Source organism: Geobacter grbiciae (assembly GCF_018531165.1).
Lineage (GTDB): Bacteria > Desulfobacterota > Desulfuromonadia > Geobacterales > Geobacteraceae > Geobacter > Geobacter metallireducens.
On the sequence record NZ_JAHDIW010000005.1, the window covers coordinates 1 to 17,028 of the forward strand.

Sequence of the window (17,028 nt, forward strand, 5' to 3'; positions counted from 1 at the left end):
CGCTGCTGCTGTTTCATGTTTACCTCCCTCTCGGTAGTTTACCAAGCGGGAGTGTCCATCGTCATCAGGATACCTCACTTGAGGGGATTCCGGGATACCTGGACGAGGTGCCGGAGTATGGGGAGGAGTATTACTGACACAAGGAATCGGCCAGACAGCACACTTCCCGTCAAAACCTTGACCGATACATTTCAAAATGCCGTACTTATGACCTGCTATGGGTCTTATCGGCACGACCGCGCAATTCTTTAGGCATTTCCCTCCGCTACCGGCAGTCCTTTCTCCACGGTTCAACCACATTTCTCCCTCTCCATCTGGCACAACGGTTGCAGAATTATGGGTGCGCCCAAAAAGGGCTTGAATTTTCAAGGAGATTTTACCCTATGGCACACCCGGCGGCCGGAGCTGTGGATCTTCAGCCAGCAAAAAGCAACTCGGACATCTACATGGCCGTGGCGCTCATCGGCGTCCTGGCCCTGATGATCGTGCCGCTGCCGGCGATCCTGCTCGATATCTTTCTCGCCGCCAACATCACCATCGCCCTGGCGATCCTCCTGGTGGCCCTCTACACCCAGCAGCCCCTGGATTTCTCCGTCTTCCCGTCGGTACTCCTCGTTACGACCCTCTACCGCCTCGCCCTGAACGTTGCCGGTACGCGGCTCATCCTCCTCCACGGCAACGAGGGGACCGACGCGGCCGGGCACGTGATCAAGGCCTTCGGCCAGTTCGTGGTGGGCGGAAACTTCGTGGTGGGGGCGGTCATCTTCCTGATCCTCGTCATCATCAACTTCACGGTCATCACCAAGGGCGCCGGCCGGGTGGCCGAGGTGGCGGCCCGCTTCACCCTGGACGCCATGCCCGGTAAGCAGATGGCCATCGACGCCGACCTCTCCTCGGGGCTCATCAACGAGAAGGAGGCCCGCCGCCGCCGCTCACGGGTGTCGCGGGAGGCCGACTTCTACGGCTCCATGGACGGTGCCAGCAAGTTCGTGCGGGGGGACGCCATCGCCGGCATCCTCATCATGCTGGTGAACATCATCGGCGGGTTTGTCATCGGCGTCTGGCAGAACGGGATGTCCCTCGAAGCGGCCCTGTCAAATTATACACTCCTGACCATCGGCGAGGGGCTCGTGGCCCAGATTCCGGCCCTTGTCATCTCCACCGCCGCCGGCATCATCGTGACCCGTTCGGCCGACGAGAAGAACTTCGGCCACGAGATCACGGGGCAGTTCCTCAACTATCCCAAGGCCTTCTACGTCTCCTCCGGGGTGCTCTTCGCCTTCGGCCTCATCCCGGGGCTACCCCACTTCGCCTTCTTCCTCCTCTCGGGGCTGGCATACATGGGGGGGCGCATGGCCAAGGAAGTTCCTCAGGTGATGGAGGAGGAGCTGACGGCCCTCCCTTCTCCGTCCGAGGCCGGGGAGGCGGAGCAGGCGGCGATCCGTCCCCTCGACATGCTGGAGTTGGAGGTGGGATACGGGCTGGTCCCCATGGTGGATGCGGCCCAGGAGGGGGAACTCCTGGAGCGGATCCGCTCCATCCGCCGCCAGTACGCCCAGAAGATGGGATTCGTGGTGCCGCCGATCCATATCCACGACAACCTGCAGCTGAAGCCCCACGAGTACAACGTCCTCATCAAGGGGGCCAAGGTGGGTGGTGGCGAGCTGGCCGGCCAGTACCTGGCCATGGATTCCGGCGCCGTTGCCGTCCAGGTGGAAGGGGTGCGGACCACGGAGCCGGTCTTCGGCCTTCCGGCCATCTGGATCAGGCCCGAGGTGAAAGAGCAGGCCCAGCTCTACGGCTACACCGTGGTGGACAGCACCACGATCATCGCCACCCACATCAGCGAGATCATCAAGAAGCACGCCCACGAGATGGTGGGGCGCCAGGAGCTCCAGCAGCTTCTGGACAACCTGTCGTCCAGCTTCCCCAAGGTGGTGGACGAGCTGGTGCCGAACCTCCTCAACCTGGGGACGGTGCTCCGGGTCATCAAGAACCTTCTTCGCGAGGGAGTCTCCATCCGGGACCTGCGGACGATCCTGGAGACCCTGGCCGACTACGGCGGGCTCACCAAGGACCCGGAGATGCTCACCGAGTTCACCCGCCAGGCCCTGGGGCGCTACATCGTCGACCAGTACAAGCGGGACGACGAGACCCTCTGCATCATCAGTCTCGACCGCCGGGTGGAGGAGATCGTGGCCGAGGGTATCCAGCCGTCGGATCAGGGGAGCTATCTGGCCATCGAGCCAAACACGGCTCAGGTGATCCTCTCCGGCATCCGGCAGGAGATCGAGAAGTTCAACCAGGCGGGGACCAATCCCACGCTCCTGGCATCGCCGTCCATCCGGCGGCACGTGAAGAAGCTCACCGAGCGGTTTGTTCCGAACCTGGCGGTGCTGTCGCACAACGAGATTCCGTCAAACGTCAAAATCCAATCGTTAGGGGTGGTGACGCTCAATGCTGGTTAAAACATTCGAAGCAGTGGACATGTCGGAGGCCCTCCGGAAGGTCAAGGCAGAGCTTGGCCCGGACGCCATGATCATCTCCTCGAAAAAGGAGAAACGGGGGGGGATCCTCGGGTTTTTCTCCAAAGAGGTGGTGCAGGTGACCGCCGGCATCGAAATGAAGCCCCGGCAGCCGGCGCCGAGCCAGAATCCCTACCGGGAGGCCCAGGAGGAGACCCTCTCCGCCAAGGAGATGATGGAGAACTCCATGCTGGGCCCCCTAGCCCGGGAGCTGAAGGATCTGCGGGAGCGGGTCGAGGTCCTCACCCGCAAGGAAGCGGCCGCCAAGGCCCAGGCAGCGTCCCAGGCCGTGCCCGCCGCTCCGGCGGCGGAAAAGGTCGTTCCGTCGGCTCCCGCCGACTCCGTGCCGAAGACGATCCAGAAGCAGGACCTGGAGGAGATGAAGAAGCTCCTCTTCAAGACCCTGGCTGCCAAGGAGGCCGGCGAGGAGGTAACCCCCGCCGAGAAGGCCGAAGTTCTTGCGAAGCCTGCGGCGGCTCCTGCCGACGGCGGCAAGGGGGGCTTCAAGGGGACACTTCGGGTGATCATGAGCGAGCTGCACCGCAAAGGGCTGGAGCGGGGCGCGGTGCGGGCGGTCATGGAGCAGGTGGAGCCCGAGGCCAAGAAGGGGGGGACCGTGGAGGCGCTCCGCTCATTCCTTCCCAATGCCTTCACCTCCGTCATCAAATGTGCCGGTCCCGTGGCCTTCAAGAAGAACAGCCCGCGGATTGTGGCCCTGGTGGGTCCTACCGGGGTCGGCAAGACCACCACCATTGCCAAGCTGGCGGCTCACTATGCCCTGCGGGAGAATCACCGGGCCGCCCTCATCACCATCGACAATTTCCGGGTCGGCGCGGTAGAGCAGCTCAAGACCTACTCCCGCATCATGGGGGTTCCCGTGGAGGTGGCATCGACGCCTGCCGAACTGGAGGCGGCCATCGAGCTCCACTCCGACAAGGAGCTGATCCTCATCGATACGGCCGGCCGGAGCCACAAGGATAACGAGAAGATCGAGGAGTTGAAGGGATTCCTGGAGTCGCGGTTCGCCATCGAGATTCACCTCTGTCTCGCGGCCACCACCCGTGACCGGGAGATCCTGGAGGTGGTGGAGCGGTTCGGCGTCCTCCCCATCTCCCGCGTCATCTTCACCAAACTGGACGAGAGCGAGAGCTACGGCACCATCGTCAACGCCCACCTGCGGACCAGATTCCCGCTCTCTTACTTCACCACCGGGCAACGGGTGCCCGAGGATCTTGAAATAGCAACGCCCGGCAGGGTAGCCGGGCTTGTCCTGGGGGAGATCAAGGAATGAACGTCACGGCGACCACGGGAGATCAGGCAGACAGCCTCCGGCAGTTGGCCACCTCCGTAAACAAGAAGCGCAAGGCCTCGGCGGCCCGTGCCCTTGAAGGGCAGAGCCTGAAGGGAATCAGGGTCATCTCCGTGACCAGCGGCAAGGGGGGAGTCGGCAAGAGCAATGTCGTCGTCAACCTGGCCCTGGCCCTGGCCGGCAAGGGGAAGAAGGTCCTGGTCATCGACGCGGATCTGGGGCTCGGCAATATCGATGTCCTCCTGGGGCTGACTCCCGACTACACCCTGAACGACGTCTTTGCCGGCAGAAAGCGGCTTGAGGAGATTATTATCGAGGGGCCGGGGGGCATCCGGATCATCCCGGCCGGGTCGGGTCTCCCCGACTTCACCTCCCTGGGGCTCCAGGAGCGCGTCAAAATCATGGACGAACTCGACGCCCTGGAAGAAGATTTCGACATCCTCATCGTCGACACCGGGGCGGGGATTTCCGAGAACGTGGCCTACTTCAACACTGCCTCCCAGGAGATCGTGGTGGTGGTGACGCCGGAGCCCACCTCCATCACCGACGTCTACGCCCTCATCAAGCTTCTGGCCACGCGGCATTCCGAGCGCTACTTCAAGGTGCTCGTCAACATGGCCCGGGACACCGACGACGCTCTCCAGGTCTTCGCCAAGCTCTCCAACGTGACGAGCAGGTTTCTTGACATCTCCCTGGACTATCTGGGGTGCGTCCTGCGGGACGACGCCATCCTCGAGGCGGTCAAGAGCCAGAAACCGGTCATCGAACTCTTGCCCGACTCCCCCGCCGCCGGCTGCTTCGCCACCCTGGCCCGGCGGATCCTGGAAAACGGCGGCGAGCACCGGCTCAAGGGCAACGTGCAGTTCTTCTTCAGGAGATTCCTCAGCGCCGACGCCGAAATGGAGAACGTATGAACTGTCTGGTAAAGGCATACGAGCAGGAGGCTCAGCGTTCGTCGGCCCAGTCCCGCGACGAGCTGATCGTTACCCATCTCCCCCTGGTGAAATTTCTGGTGGGACGGATCGCCTCCCAGTTACCCCCGCACCTGGATCAGGATGACCTCATGAGCGCCGCCGTTATCGGCCTCATCACCGCCGCCGAGCGGTTCGACCCATCCCGGGGGGTGCAGTTCAAGACCTTTGCCGAGCAGCGGATAAGGGGGACCATCATTGACGAGCTCCGTTCCCAGGATTGGCTCACCCGGTCCCTACGGGACAAGTTCAAGAAGCTGGAGCGGGAGTTCGTGATGCTGGAGCACCGGCTCGGCCGCAACCCCACCAGCGAAGAGGTGGCCAAGTCCCTGGAAATCAGCGTGGAGGACTACCACCACATGCTGGAGGAGATTCACCTCCTCTCCTTCGTGAGTCTCGACGAGTCGTGGGAGGACGAGGACGGCAGCCCCTTCGGGCTTCTGGATATCCTGGAGGATAAGGGGGTCGAGAATCCCCAGAGCCAGCTCATGGCCCGGCAGATGCTCGATACGCTCACCGAGGCCATCGAGGGGCTCCCCGAGAAAGAGCGGCTCGTGATCACCTTCTACTACTACGAGGAACTGAACCTGAAGGAGATCGGCGCGGTGCTTGATCTGTCCGAGTCGCGCATCTCTCAACTCCACAGCCAGGCCATCGTCCGCCTGCGGGCGAAGATGAAGAATATGCGGTGAAGGCTGAGGGCTGAAGGCTCAGTCCCGCAACGACAGGAGCGACTATGAACAGCGGTATCTATTCGGCACTCACGGGGAACGTCGCGGCCATGAAACGGCTCGATGTGTTATCCAACAACCTGGCCAACGTCAACACCCCTGGTTTCAAGAAGGACCGGATGACCTTCGAGAGCATGCTCCAGACGGTGGGAGCCCAGCCCCGTCCCGGCGGCGGCACCGATGCACCGGTATTCGCGGAGACCACCTTCTTCACCGACTACTCCCCCGGCTCCGTGAAGCAGACCGGCAACCCCTTCGATCTGGCCATAGACGGTGACGGCTTCTTCGCCGTCACTACAGCCGACGGGCAGCGGGCCTACACCCGGCAGGGGAATTTCCGCCTCGATTCGACCGGCCGGCTCGTGACCGCCGACGGCGCCCAGGTGGCCGGCGGCATCGTTATTGCTGGGGGAAAGGTGGACATCAACGGCAAGGGGGAGGTCTTCGTGGACGGGAGCCAGGTGGGGCGGCTGGAGGTGGTCGATTTCCCCAAGCCCTATGCCCTCCAGAAGCTCGGCGGCGGGCTTTTCGCGCCGGCCGACCCCCAGGCCACGCCCAATCCGGTGACCGGTGAGAAGGTGATGCAGGGGGCCATCGAGGAGTCCAACGTGAACACCGTCCAGGAGATGGTGCAGCTCATCGAGACGAACCGCTACTTCGAGATGTGCTCCAAGGTGGTCAAGGCCTACGACGACCTGACCGGCAAGGCGGCCAACGAAATCGGGAAGATCTAGGGACCCGGGACCGGGGACCGGTAATTCGTAGGGGCGGACTGCGTCCGCCCAGGGCGCACGGAAACAATACAAGGAGAAAAACATGATCAGAGCACTGTGGACGGCGGCCTCAGGGATGCAGGCCCAGCAGACGAACATCGACGTCGTCGCTAACAACCTGGCCAACGTCAACACCGCGGGGTTCAAGAAGAGCCGGGCCGACTTCCAGGATCTCATGTACCAGAACATGAAGACCACCGGTTCCCCCTCCACCAACACCACGCAGGTGCCGTCCGGCATCCAGATCGGTCTCGGGGCCAAGCTTGCGGCAGTCACCAAAATTTTCAGCATCGGCAACATCAACCAGACCGGCAACGAGCTGGATATGGCCATCGAGGGGGACGGCTTCTTCCAGATCCAGATGCCCGACGGCACCACCACCTATAGCCGGTCCGGCGCTTTCAAGCGGGACAGCCAGGGGCGGGTGGTCACCTCCGACGGCTATCCCCTGATTCCCGAGATTGTCGTCCCCAACAACGCCACGGCCATCAACATCGGTAACGACGGGACCGTCTCTGTCTCCCAGGCGGGGCAGAAGAGCCCCACCAACGTAGGAAACATCCAACTGGCCATGTTCTCCAACCCGTCGGGGCTCCTGGCCATCGGCAAGAACCTCTTCCAGGAGTCCGACTCCTCGGGTAACGCCACCACCGGCACGCCGGGCCAGAACGGCCTTGGCACCACCGCCCAGGGGTTCCTGGAGATGAGTAACGTGAGCGTCATGGAAGAGATGGTGAACATGATCACGGGGCAGCGGGCCTACGAGGTGAACTCCAAGGCGGTCCAGACCGCTGACGAGATGCTCCAGACGGCCAACAGCCTCAAGCGGTAAGAGGCGCAGCCAACGCAATGCCCCTCACCCCCAGCCCCTCTCCCCTGGGGAGAGGGGCTGGGGGTGAGGGGATACAGGAAGCGCAATGAAGCACGTAATAGTGGTACTTGTTCTCTCGTTGGTTGTGGTTTCGACCGCCCTGGCCGCCCCTGCCTTCCAGACCATCTCCAATGCCCGGGTGAAGGAGGCCATCACCGAATTCGTCCGCCAGAAGACCGACGGTCTTGGCATGGAGACGACCCTGAAGCGGATCGGCTTTCAGGGGGATCTGAAGGTCCCCGTCGGCGAGGTCAGCTTCGAGGTGGCCGCCCCGAATCGGTGGGAAGGGTGGGGGAAGGCGAATCTGGCCGTCATCGTCCGGGTAAACGATCGGGTGGAGCGGAACATCTCCGTCCCCGTGGAGGTGGAGGCCCTTGGCGACACGGTGGTGGTGCTCCGGGCTCTGGAGCGGGGCGACGTCATCGGCGCCGCCGATGTGACGGTACAGCGGCGCGACATCTCGACTCTTACGGGGCGGGTCTACCGGAGCGCGGACGAGGTGATTGGCAAGCGGGCCCGGATGCCGGTGCGCGCCAACATGCCGCTGCGCGGGGATCAGCTCGAAAAGGTTCCCCTGGTCAAGAGCGGCCAGTTGGTCACCATCCTCGTCGAAAACCAGGCCATGCGCCTTACCGCCACCGGCAAGGCCCGGGGCAACGGCGCCGAGGGGGACATCGTCATGGTCCAGAACCTCGGTTCCCTCAAGGAAGTGCCGGCGCGGGTCATTGATGCCGGCACAGTTCAAGTGGATTTCTAGGTGTTACTGGTCCCCGGTCCCGGATCCCGGGTCCCGGCTTTTCAGGAGTACGTCAGTGAACCGATTGGCAGTGTCAATACTTTGTCTCGCCTTGGCTGGCTGTGCCATCGAGAAGGCGGAAGTGAGAACCCCTTCCTTTGATGAACAGCTCCCGGCGCCCCAGCCCTCCTACGCCAACGGCTCCATCTGGCAGGCGTCGTCGGCGGGGCTCATGGAGGACAACAAGGCCCGCAGGAAGGGCGATGTCATCACCGTGGTGATTGTGGAGAACGCCAGTGCCAGCAAGCAGGCCACCACTGACACGAACCGCGACGCCAGCATTTCGGCCAGCATTCCCTACCTCATGGGGCTTGAGAGGCAAAAACTGCTCCTGGGCAAGCTGACAAACGCCGACCTCGGGAACCTCCTGGGGGCCAGCACCACATCAAAGTTCGGGGGAAGCGGCGCCACCACCCGGAAAGAGAATCTTGTGGCCACCATGAGTGCCAAAATCACCGACGTCCTCCCCAACGGCAACTTCCTTATCGAAGGGCGACGCAACGTGAAGGTGAACAACGAGGACCAGATCATCATCCTCCAGGGAACCGTGCGCCCCCGGGACGTCTCCCCCGACAATACGGTCAGCTCCTCCCTCATTGCCGATGCCCGCATCACCTACACCGGTGAGGGGGTTGTCAGCGATCGGCAGCGGCCGGGGTGGTTGATGAACATTTTGGACTACATCTGGCCCTTCTAGTGGAAGGAAGTGCGCCTTTTCCGCAATCTCGGCGTTGGCCTGCGAAATTTCCTTGTGCGGCGTACCAACGGGTACGCCTCCGCGGAATTCCTTGACCGACTTGACCTTGCGAAAAAATCACACTTCCGGAACCGGCAGTGGTGTTAACGGAAAAAACATGAAAAAAATCTTTGCACTGCTCATCTGTCTTCTTGCCCTCCCCCAACTGGCCCTGGCGGTCCGGATCAAGGACATCGCCAGCTTCGACGGGGTGCGGGAGAACCAGCTCATCGGCTACGGCCTCGTGGTGGGGCTCAACGGCACCGGCGACAGCGACCAGACCAACTTCCCGGTCCAGTCCCTGGCGAACGTGCTGGAACGGATGGGGGTCACGGTGAACCGCAAAGACATCACCGTGAAGAACGTGGCCGCTGTCATGGTGACCGCCAACCTTCCCCCCTTTGCCAAGCAGGGGACCCGGATCGACACCCTCGTGTCATCCATGGGTGACGCCAAGAGCATCGCCGGCGGCACTCTTCTCATGACCCCCCTCAAGGGGGCCGACGGCCGGGTCTACGCCGTGGCCCAAGGGGGGGTGCTGACCAACTCCTTCTCCTACGGTGGGCAGGCGGCATCGGCCCAGAAGAACCACCCTACTGCGGGACGCGTCCCCAATGGCGGCTTGGTGGAACTGGAGCTTCCCAACGTGCTGTCCGACCGGGGGCAGCTCCGCCTCAACCTCCATCAGCCCGACTTCACCACTGCCACCCGCATCGCCCAGGCAGTGAACGAGCGGTTCAAGGGGGGCGTTGCCGCGGCCACCGACCCCGGCGCGGTCATGATGAACCTGCCTGAATCCTACAAGGGAAGAGTCGTGGAGTTCGTGGCCGACATGGAGCGCCTGGAAGTGCGTCCCGATGCCATGGCAAAGGTGGTCCTCAATGAGCGGACCGGCACCATCGTCATTGGCGACAATGTCAGGATTTCGACAGTGGCCGTTTCCCACGGAAATCTCACCCTCTACATCAAGGAGACCCCCAAGGTCTCCCAGCCCGCACCCTTCAGCAGGACCGGCGAAACGGTCGTGGTCCCCCGCACCGAGGTCAAGGTGAACGAGGGGGGCGGCGGGCTCGCCGTGGTGAAGGAGGGAGCCAGCATTGGCGAGGTGGTCCGGGCCCTCAATGCCCTTGGCGTGACGCCCCGGGATCTGATCGGCATCCTCCAGGCCATCAAGGCCGCCGGGGCCATGCAGGCCGAGGTGGAAGTAATTTAAAGGCCGGGACCTGGGACCAGGGACCAGGAAAGGCATTTTACCGGTCCCCGATTCCCGGTCCCGGCCTATTTGGCATGCAACATGCTGCATGCCAAATAGGCTTTATTTTTTGCTCAAGTTTTCACGGCTTTTGTCGAAAGGAAGAGTATGCAGACCTCCATGCCTCCCGATACCCTCGTTCAGGAGAGCGATGCCTCCCGCGCCCGGCAACTGGCGGCCCGGGGGAACAACGCCAAGGCCGCCCGCAAGGTGGCCCAGGAGTTCGAGGCCATGTTCGTCGGCATGATGCTCAAGTCGATGCGTGAGACCGTGGGGAAAGACAAGCTCACCGGCGGCGGCAAGGGGGAAGAGATGTTCCAGTCGATGCTCGACCAGGAGTATGCCACCGCCATTGCCACGAGTCAGGGAGGAATAGGGCTTGCTGCCATGATCGAGAAGCAGCTTGTGCGGGATGCGGCGCCCCGCAGTGAAAAAGCGCCCCTTACGGTTCCGAAAGGTAAAGAGAAACAATGACGGTAATCAACGATGTCGTATCCCTTTCCAGCGCCGCCGCCGTGCGCCCCGCAACCGGAGAGAAGCAGGCCACGCCTGTGCAGGCTCCCGCTGCCGGAACGGTCCAGTCCTCCGACCGGGTTGAGCTTTCCCTCGGCAAGGTGCAGGTGGAGCGGCTGAAGGAGATCGCTCCGGCGGAAGAAACCGTTCGCACCGACCGGGTTGCTGCCTTGAAACAGCAGGTGGCCGGCGGCTCCTACACGGTCGACAGCCGGCTTGTGGCCGGCAAGATGCTGGCCCTGTTCCGCTAGGACGACGGAGGAGACGAATGTCACAAGGAATGACGAATTTGGCGGATGTGCTCCACGCCCGCAGGGCGAGCATGGAGGAGATGGTGCGGCTTCTGGCGGAAGAACGGGAGGCTACCATCAGCTGCGATACCGAGCGGCTCCACGAGGCAACGGCCCGCAAGCTGGAGGTGGTCGCTGCCATGGAAGTGCTCGACGGCAACTGCCGCCAGCTCATGGCCAACGAGGCGGAGCGCCTTGGCCTGCCGGCCAATGCAACCCTCTCCCCCATCATCGCCAGGAGCGCCCCTGCCGAACAGGCTGAACTCACCGCGCTGCAGAAGACCATCGCGACCCTTGCCGCTGAGATCCGGCAGATGGTGGATGAGAACCGGCGGTTCCTGGGGAGCTCCCTCACCACCATCAACCGCTCCCTCGCCTTTTTTCAGAGCCGCTTCACCGTTTCCGAGACCTACGGCGGCTCCGGGCAGATGGTGGAGCGGGGCGCCGGTACCCGCCTCCTTCGGAAGGAGATCTGATTCATGAGCATCCAGAGCATCCTCGACATCGGCAAGTCCAGCCTGATTGCCCAACGGCTCGCCCTTGAGGTGACGAGCGAGAATATCACCAACGTCAATACTCCCGGCTATTCGCGGCAGACAACGGTTCTCGCGACGGGAATCACGACCATGGAGCGCGGGTTTCCCATGGGAACCGGCGTCAAAGTGGCGGATATCCAGCGGGCCTACGACGCCTTTCTGCAGTCGCAACTCTCCAAGGAAAATACCGATAACGGTTTCGGTACGGCGGTTCTCTCCTCCATGAAGCGGACTGAGCAGCTCTTCAATGATTTAACCACCGACGGCCTTGGTAAGGCGATGCAGAACTTCTTCAACGCTTGGCAGGACCTCACCGCCAACCCCCAGGGGCAGCCCGAGCGTCAGGCGGTTCTCTCTATGGGACAGCAGCTGGTGGACCAGTTTCAGCGGATCAATGGTTACCTCAACGATGTGAAGAACGAGGCCAACAAATCCCTTGAAGGGCTCGCTTCGGACGTTAACGACAAAATTGGTCAAATCGCCTCGCTGAACGACCAGATCAAGCAGATCGAGATCCAGGGGGGGCATGCGAACGAGTTGCGTGACCAGCGCGATCTCCTTGTGCGCCAGCTGTCATCGAAGGTCGGGATCACCTATGTGGAAAACGGCGACGGGACTCTGAGCGTCAGCCTTACTCTCGGGCAGCCGCTGGTCATTGGCGACAAGGCGGCAAAACTTTCCCTTGAGCCCGATCCTGGCAATTCCAGTTACTACAAGATCATGGCTACCTCCCCCGGCGGCAATACCGCGGTGGATATCAGCACCATTGCCGGAGGACCCGGCAACGCACAGGGAGAGATGGGGGGGGCGCTTCAAGTTCGGGATACGCTCATCAACGGCTTTCTCTCCGACCTGGACGAACTGGCGTACAACCTTGCGAACGAGGTGAACAGTGTACACTCGGCCAGTTATGGCCTCACCGGCATTACTGGACGCAACTTTTTTAATCCTCCTGCTGCGATGGCTGGCTACAGCGGCAAGGGGGGGATTTCTCTCGCCATCTCAAAGACCTCTGACGTCGCTGCCGCAGACAGCAATCCTCTCACCGGCGGCACCGGCAACAACAAGAGTGCCTCCAGTATCGCCAGCATTTATGACAAGGTGTTGGCTACCTCAGGCGGCAATCTGACATTGGAGGGATTTTTCAACTCCCTGGTGGGCAAGGTGGGAGTGTCGGTGCAGGATGCTACCCGCAGGGCCGACCAGTCGGGCGGAATCGTTAAGCAGCTGGACAATCTGCGCGAGTCCAATTCCGGCGTCTCCCTCGACGAAGAGTTGGCCAACTTGGTCAAGTATCAGAAGGCCTATGAAGGGGCCGCCAAGCTGATCAATGTCGGTTCGGACATGATGGACACCATCCTCGGCCTCATCCGTTAGTATTGGAGCGAGATCAAGACTTGGGAACGGAGACCCATATTATGCGTGTAACCCAGAACACTACGGCTAACCTCGTCACCAACAACCTCCAGACCATCCGCAAGAGGACCGAGGATCTGCAACAGCAGGCCTCCACCGGCTACAAGGTCAGTACGGCCAGCGACGACCCGGTGACGGCCCAGCAGATCCTCCACATGAAATCGCTCATGACCGCCGGCGATCAGTATGCCCGCAACATTTCAAATGGCATTGCCTGGCTCACCATGAGCGAGGGGGCCATGTCTGAGCTGGGTAACGTCATTACGCGGGCCAAGGAGCTTGCTGTGGCGATGTCGAGCGAAACCAATAACGCCAACTCTCGGGCTGCTGCCGTTAATGAGTTCAAGGAACTCAAGGCCCAGATCATCACCCTCGGCAACACCCAGCTTAACGGCAGATACATCTTCGGTGGCTTCAAGAACGATACCCCTCCCTTCGATGCGTCGGGGAACTTTAACGGCACTGACGACGCCATCATGGTGGAGGTGGACCGGGGTTCTTCAGTGCAGATGAACTATTCTGGGGGGCAGTTGATCCGCGGAACCGGCGGGGGAACTGACATTATTTCCAGCCTCGACAATATCATCAATGCACTGAGTGCTGATAATACCAGTGGCGTCCAGGCAGAGCTGTCGACTTTGGATAACGCCTTGGGGCAGGTGCTCGCAACCCGTACCGATCTCGGCGCTCGGATGAGCCATTTTAATGCGGCTAATAATATCGTTAACGACATGAAGCTGAGTCTCACCAAGATTACCTCAGACAAGCAGGATGTAGATCTGATGCAGGTCATCAGCGACCTATCCAAGCAGCAGACTGCATATCAGGCGGCAGTGGCTGCTTCGGCAAAGGTTTCACAGGTTTCGCTTCTCGACTACCTCAGGTAAGAGGGGGAGCGCCAGGAGGGCACAATTTATGCTGGTATTAACGAGAAAAATGGGCGAAACGATCACTATCGGCGATCAGATCAGGATCAAGGTGGTGGAGATGAAGGGGAACCAGGTGCGGCTCGGCATCGAGGCCCCCGGCGACATGCGCATCTACCGGGAGGAGATCTACCTCAAGGTCCAGAAGGAAAACCAACTGGCGGCCGCCTGGAGCCTGGAAGACCTTGAGAGTGCAGTCAACTTTGCCGGTGCCGGGAAGGAGTAACGTATTGTGAAAATAGAAACCTCTCGTTTTGGTTTGCTTGACATCGATGACGATAAGATCATAACTCTGCCGGACGCCATGCCGGGCTTTGCCGAGACCCGCTTCACGCTCCTGAATCCCGAAAAGCACGCACCGTTTTGTTGGCTCCAATCGGTGGACAATCCTGATCTCGCGTTCGTTATGGTGGACGCGCGGCAGACATTACCCGACTACGCAGTTTCCCTTACCTCTGATGAATATGAGCGGTTATCCCTCGACGAAAAGTCGAAAATAGTTGTTTTTCTCGTGGTTACGCTCGCCACCGATCCGGCGGACATCACGGTCAATCTCCAGGGGCCCATTGTTCTCAACCCTGAGCGGATGATCGCAAAGCAGATCGTTCTCGAAGGGAGCAGGTTTCCGTCACGGTATCCCCTGTTCGGCATTGCCAAAGGAAGGGAGACCGTCGAGACTTCTTGCGCCGGTTGACCCGTGGCGTGGCTGCCGGCCTGTTGATGAGAGCCTCTCGACGCCCGTCGGGAGGCTTTTTTGCAAAAAATCAGTAAATGTAATTTTTTTTCTAAAGTTTTTTTTGCCCCTGCCGATAACGTTACCAAGAGCAGCAAGCGTGAGGGAAACCTCGCCGGCTACCGCCGGGGCCCAGGCGGAAAATGGCAAGATCGACCTAACGCACACCTTAAAGGGGTACGGAAACCCCAAAACAATCTCACGGAGGATTTACACCATGGCACTCACAGTCAACACCAACGTCGCATCCCTCAACGCCCAACGCAACCTCGCTTCGACCCAGGTATCCCTCAACCAGTCCCTGCAGCGCCTTTCTTCCGGCCTCCGGATCAATAGCGCCGCCGACGACGCCGCCGGTCTCGCTATTTCCGAGGGGATGAAGGCGAAGATCCGCTCCATGAACCAGGCCGTCCGTAACGCCAACGACGGTGTGTCTCTTGTGCAGACCGCTGAAGGCGCCCTGAACGAAGTGAGCAACATCCTGGGCCGGATGCGCGAACTTTCTACCCAGGCCGCAACCGGCACCCTGACCACCGCCCAGCGTTCCTACATCAACGGTGAGTTCCAGCAACTCAGGTCGGAGATTACCCGTATTGCCGCTGCCACCACGTTCAACGGCACGAACCTTCTCAGCTCCGCCAAGACCATCAAGATTCAGATCGGTACCGGCAACAGCTCCTTTGACAAGCTTTCCATTGCCCTGAGCTCCATGAACGCAAGTAACGCACTGCTCGTTAGGGGCAGCATCGGTGGTGCCAGCGGTGGTATTGCCCAAGCCATGCTCGCAACCCTAGACACGGCGATCGACAAGGTTTCCAAGACCCGCGCTGGCCTCGGTGCAATCCAGAACCGCCTCCAGTCCACCATCAACAACCTGCAGGTTGCCGTGGAGAATACCTCGGCTGCGCAATCCCGGATTGCCGACGCCGATATCGCGTCGGAAACCGCTGCCATGACTCGTGCCAATATCTTGACTCAGGCAGGCACCTCTATTCTGGCACAAGCCAACCAGGCTCCGCAGACAGCTTTGAGCCTGCTTCGTTAAAACACGTTGACACTGCAGTAGTAAAGAGGGGTGGGCTTTGTTTCCCCCCCCTCTTTTTTTTTACCGTCATTAAAGTTTTTGCTGCTGTTGCCGATAAGATAGATAAAGGGAATCATGGGCAATAGATGGAAAGGGTCCCTGTGGTTGGCGCGGGAATTGCTTTCCATTGTTTGGGAGGAAAAGCCATGGCTAACATCTCAATCAGCGGTTTGGTAACTGGCCTTGACAGCTCGTCGATCATCTCTCAGCTTATGCAGCTGGAACGGGCACCTGAGAGGATCATGAAGGCGAAGCAACAGAAATTTCAGAACCAAATTTCAGAGTTTCAGAAGATAGAAACAGCCCTCAAGAGCTTTCAGAAGGTTGTGAAGGGATTTAATACTCTTGGCAATTTTAAATCAATGCAGACAACAGTGGCAGACAATTCCGTCCTCACTGCGTCTGGCTCCAGTACTGCCACACCGGGAACCCATACAGTACAGGTGACGACCCTGGCAAAAAACCAACGCCAGGTATCCACGGGCGTCGCCAGCCAGACAGACAAGGTTTTCAATACCGGGAGCTTCACCATTACTGACAGTGCAGGCAAGACCACGACGGTCAGTATTGCTGAAGGGCAGAATTCCCTTGGGGATATAGTGTCGGCAATCAACACCTCTGGTGCTAATGTTACCGCATCTATCATCAATGATGGGTCAGCAACCCCCTACCGTTTGGTTGTGACAGGCAAGGATACGAATAACTACACACTGAATTTCTCCGGTTTGACAACTCCTCCGGCCGGGGGGACCGGTTCGTTGCTCCCAACCATGCTTGGGCCGTCGGATCCGTCGTATCAGGCCGGCACCGCTGCAACCTTGGTTGTCGATGGTATCACCATGACGAAAACGTCGAATACTGTCACCGATGCTATCCAAGGGATAACATTGAACCTGCTGAAAGAGGGCAGCACCACTACTGTTAACGTTGCTAACGATACGAGTGCAGTCACAAATAAAATTAATGAGTTCGTGTCTGCTTATAACGATGTTATCAATTTGGTAAACAAACAATCTATCTATAACCCGGACACGAAGACTGCAGGCGTGCTCTCAGGAGATTCGACAGTAAGGACAATACAGTCAAAGCTTCAGTCACTCCTGTCTACAACCGTTTCAGGCGTTACTGGACCATACACCAGTCTTGCCAGTCTCGGGATAACCTCGGACAAGAAAGACGGGACTCTCTCAGTCGATTCCACGGCCCTGTCCTCGGCACTTTCCACTAATTTTGAAGCTGTTGCCGATCTTTTTACCCATAACACGGGAACCTACACGACGTTGCCAAGTAATCAGTATGGCATTGCGCAACAGTTTAATCTCACAATAGACTCGATGGTGAGCCCCTATATAGGCACTGGCGTGTCAACTAACGGACTCATTGAGACGCGTATCAAGGGCCTTAATACTTCAATATCTGACATCGATGACCAGATTGATTCGCTTGAAAGCCGTATAGAGAAGATGCAGTCTAATCTTCAACTTCAGTTTACCAATATGGAAACTACCGTCAGCAAATTACAGACCCAGGGTAATTCACTTCTAACCTACCTGAGCAAGCTGTAAC

Annotated in this window: 18 protein-coding genes; all 18 read left to right on the forward strand. The window is 59.9% G+C overall.

Annotated features, from left to right (window positions below; genetic code table 11):
* The first annotated feature begins 383 nt into the window (after positions 1-383).
* The 18 genes from flhA to fliD all read left to right on the forward strand — a co-directional run bounded on the left by flhA (position 384) and on the right by fliD (position 17,027).
* Entirely contained in the window at positions 384-2,468 is a 2,085-nt protein-coding gene (gene flhA / locus KJB29_RS08205) for a flagellar biosynthesis protein FlhA (protein ID WP_215734188.1), read from the forward strand.
* Positions 2,458-3,816, forward strand: coding sequence for a flagellar biosynthesis GTPase FlhF (gene flhF / locus KJB29_RS08210; protein ID WP_215734189.1), 1,359 nt, complete (start codon positions 2,458-2,460; stop codon positions 3,814-3,816). Before flhA ends, flhF begins: the two co-directional genes overlap by 11 nt.
* Complete coding sequence (locus KJB29_RS08215; RefSeq protein ID WP_004512400.1) at positions 3,813-4,748, forward strand: MinD/ParA family protein; 936 nt, start codon at positions 3,813-3,815, stop codon at positions 4,746-4,748. Before flhF ends, KJB29_RS08215 begins: the two co-directional genes overlap by 4 nt.
* Positions 4,745-5,497, forward strand: a complete 753-nt coding sequence (locus KJB29_RS08220) for a FliA/WhiG family RNA polymerase sigma factor (RefSeq protein WP_215734190.1) — start codon at positions 4,745-4,747, stop codon at positions 5,495-5,497. Before KJB29_RS08215 ends, KJB29_RS08220 begins: the two co-directional genes overlap by 4 nt.
* A gap of 44 nt (positions 5,498-5,541) precedes the next feature.
* The gene (gene flgF / locus KJB29_RS08225) at positions 5,542-6,270 is read left to right on the forward strand and encodes a flagellar basal-body rod protein FlgF (protein WP_215734191.1); all 729 of its coding nucleotides are present in this window, start codon (positions 5,542-5,544) and stop codon (positions 6,268-6,270) included.
* Between the two features lie 82 nt (positions 6,271-6,352).
* A complete protein-coding gene (gene flgG / locus KJB29_RS08230) occupies positions 6,353-7,141 on the forward strand; it encodes a flagellar basal-body rod protein FlgG (protein ID WP_215734192.1) in 789 nt (262 codons plus the stop codon).
* Positions 7,142-7,226: 85 nt separating this feature from the next.
* The gene (gene flgA / locus KJB29_RS08235) at positions 7,227-7,937 is read left to right on the forward strand and encodes a flagellar basal body P-ring formation chaperone FlgA (RefSeq protein WP_215734193.1); all 711 of its coding nucleotides are present in this window, start codon (positions 7,227-7,229) and stop codon (positions 7,935-7,937) included.
* A gap of 55 nt (positions 7,938-7,992) precedes the next feature.
* Positions 7,993-8,673, forward strand: coding sequence for a flagellar basal body L-ring protein FlgH (locus KJB29_RS08240; protein ID WP_215734194.1), 681 nt, complete (start codon positions 7,993-7,995; stop codon positions 8,671-8,673).
* Between the two features lie 157 nt (positions 8,674-8,830).
* Positions 8,831-9,925 carry a flagellar basal body P-ring protein FlgI gene (locus KJB29_RS08245; protein ID WP_215734195.1) on the forward strand — a complete coding sequence of 365 codons (1,095 nt, stop codon included), beginning with the start codon at positions 8,831-8,833 and terminating at the stop codon, positions 9,923-9,925.
* A 147-nt stretch (positions 9,926-10,072) separates the two neighbouring features.
* Complete coding sequence (locus tag KJB29_RS08250; RefSeq protein WP_215734196.1) at positions 10,073-10,438, forward strand: rod-binding protein; 366 nt, start codon at positions 10,073-10,075, stop codon at positions 10,436-10,438.
* Entirely contained in the window at positions 10,435-10,728 is a 294-nt protein-coding gene (gene flgM, locus KJB29_RS08255; protein ID WP_215734197.1) for a flagellar biosynthesis anti-sigma factor FlgM, read from the forward strand. Before KJB29_RS08250 ends, flgM begins: the two co-directional genes overlap by 4 nt.
* Positions 10,729-10,745: 17 nt before the next feature.
* Positions 10,746-11,243: a flagellar protein FlgN gene (locus tag KJB29_RS08260; protein WP_215734198.1), complete on the forward strand. Its 498-nt coding sequence runs from the start codon at positions 10,746-10,748 to the stop codon at positions 11,241-11,243.
* 3 nt (positions 11,244-11,246) lie between these two features.
* Entirely contained in the window at positions 11,247-12,680 is a 1,434-nt protein-coding gene (flgK, locus tag KJB29_RS08265) for a flagellar hook-associated protein FlgK (protein ID WP_215734199.1), read from the forward strand.
* Positions 12,681-12,721: 41 nt separating this feature from the next.
* Positions 12,722-13,606 carry a flagellar hook-associated protein FlgL gene (flgL, locus tag KJB29_RS08270; RefSeq protein WP_215734200.1) on the forward strand — a complete coding sequence of 295 codons (885 nt, stop codon included), beginning with the start codon at positions 12,722-12,724 and terminating at the stop codon, positions 13,604-13,606.
* A gap of 28 nt (positions 13,607-13,634) precedes the next feature.
* Positions 13,635-13,871 carry a carbon storage regulator CsrA gene (gene csrA, locus KJB29_RS08275; RefSeq protein WP_004512412.1) on the forward strand — a complete coding sequence of 79 codons (237 nt, stop codon included), beginning with the start codon at positions 13,635-13,637 and terminating at the stop codon, positions 13,869-13,871.
* Positions 13,872-13,877: 6 nt separating this feature from the next.
* On the forward strand, positions 13,878-14,339 hold the full coding sequence (locus KJB29_RS08280) for a flagellar assembly protein FliW (RefSeq protein WP_215734201.1): 462 nt from the start codon (positions 13,878-13,880) through the stop codon (positions 14,337-14,339).
* Between the two features lie 256 nt (positions 14,340-14,595).
* Complete coding sequence (locus KJB29_RS08285; protein WP_011365667.1) at positions 14,596-15,423, forward strand: flagellin N-terminal helical domain-containing protein; 828 nt, start codon at positions 14,596-14,598, stop codon at positions 15,421-15,423.
* Positions 15,424-15,608: 185 nt separating this feature from the next.
* Complete coding sequence (fliD, locus tag KJB29_RS08290; RefSeq protein ID WP_215734202.1) at positions 15,609-17,027, forward strand: flagellar filament capping protein FliD; 1,419 nt, start codon at positions 15,609-15,611, stop codon at positions 17,025-17,027.
* The last annotated feature ends 1 nt before the right edge of the window (position 17,028 follow it).

Coding starts and splice junctions, on each gene's coding strand:
- flhA (WP_215734188.1), top strand. CDS start 384: ATGGCACACCCGGCGGCCGGAGCTGTGGATCTTCAGCCAGCAAAAAGC.
- flhF (WP_215734189.1), top strand. CDS start 2,458: ATGCTGGTTAAAACATTCGAAGCAGTGGACATGTCGGAGGCCCTCCGG.
- KJB29_RS08215 (WP_004512400.1), top strand. CDS start 3,813: ATGAACGTCACGGCGACCACGGGAGATCAGGCAGACAGCCTCCGGCAG.
- KJB29_RS08220 (WP_215734190.1), top strand. CDS start 4,745: ATGAACTGTCTGGTAAAGGCATACGAGCAGGAGGCTCAGCGTTCGTCG.
- flgF (WP_215734191.1), top strand. CDS start 5,542: ATGAACAGCGGTATCTATTCGGCACTCACGGGGAACGTCGCGGCCATG.
- flgG (WP_215734192.1), top strand. CDS start 6,353: ATGATCAGAGCACTGTGGACGGCGGCCTCAGGGATGCAGGCCCAGCAG.
- flgA (WP_215734193.1), top strand. CDS start 7,227: ATGAAGCACGTAATAGTGGTACTTGTTCTCTCGTTGGTTGTGGTTTCG.
- KJB29_RS08245 (WP_215734195.1), top strand. CDS start 8,831: ATGAAAAAAATCTTTGCACTGCTCATCTGTCTTCTTGCCCTCCCCCAA.
- KJB29_RS08250 (WP_215734196.1), top strand. CDS start 10,073: ATGCAGACCTCCATGCCTCCCGATACCCTCGTTCAGGAGAGCGATGCC.
- flgM (WP_215734197.1), top strand. CDS start 10,435: ATGACGGTAATCAACGATGTCGTATCCCTTTCCAGCGCCGCCGCCGTG.
- KJB29_RS08260 (WP_215734198.1), top strand. CDS start 10,746: ATGTCACAAGGAATGACGAATTTGGCGGATGTGCTCCACGCCCGCAGG.
- flgK (WP_215734199.1), top strand. CDS start 11,247: ATGAGCATCCAGAGCATCCTCGACATCGGCAAGTCCAGCCTGATTGCC.
- flgL (WP_215734200.1), top strand. CDS start 12,722: ATGCGTGTAACCCAGAACACTACGGCTAACCTCGTCACCAACAACCTC.
- csrA (WP_004512412.1), top strand. CDS start 13,635: ATGCTGGTATTAACGAGAAAAATGGGCGAAACGATCACTATCGGCGAT.
- KJB29_RS08285 (WP_011365667.1), top strand. CDS start 14,596: ATGGCACTCACAGTCAACACCAACGTCGCATCCCTCAACGCCCAACGC.
- fliD (WP_215734202.1), top strand. CDS start 15,609: ATGGCTAACATCTCAATCAGCGGTTTGGTAACTGGCCTTGACAGCTCG.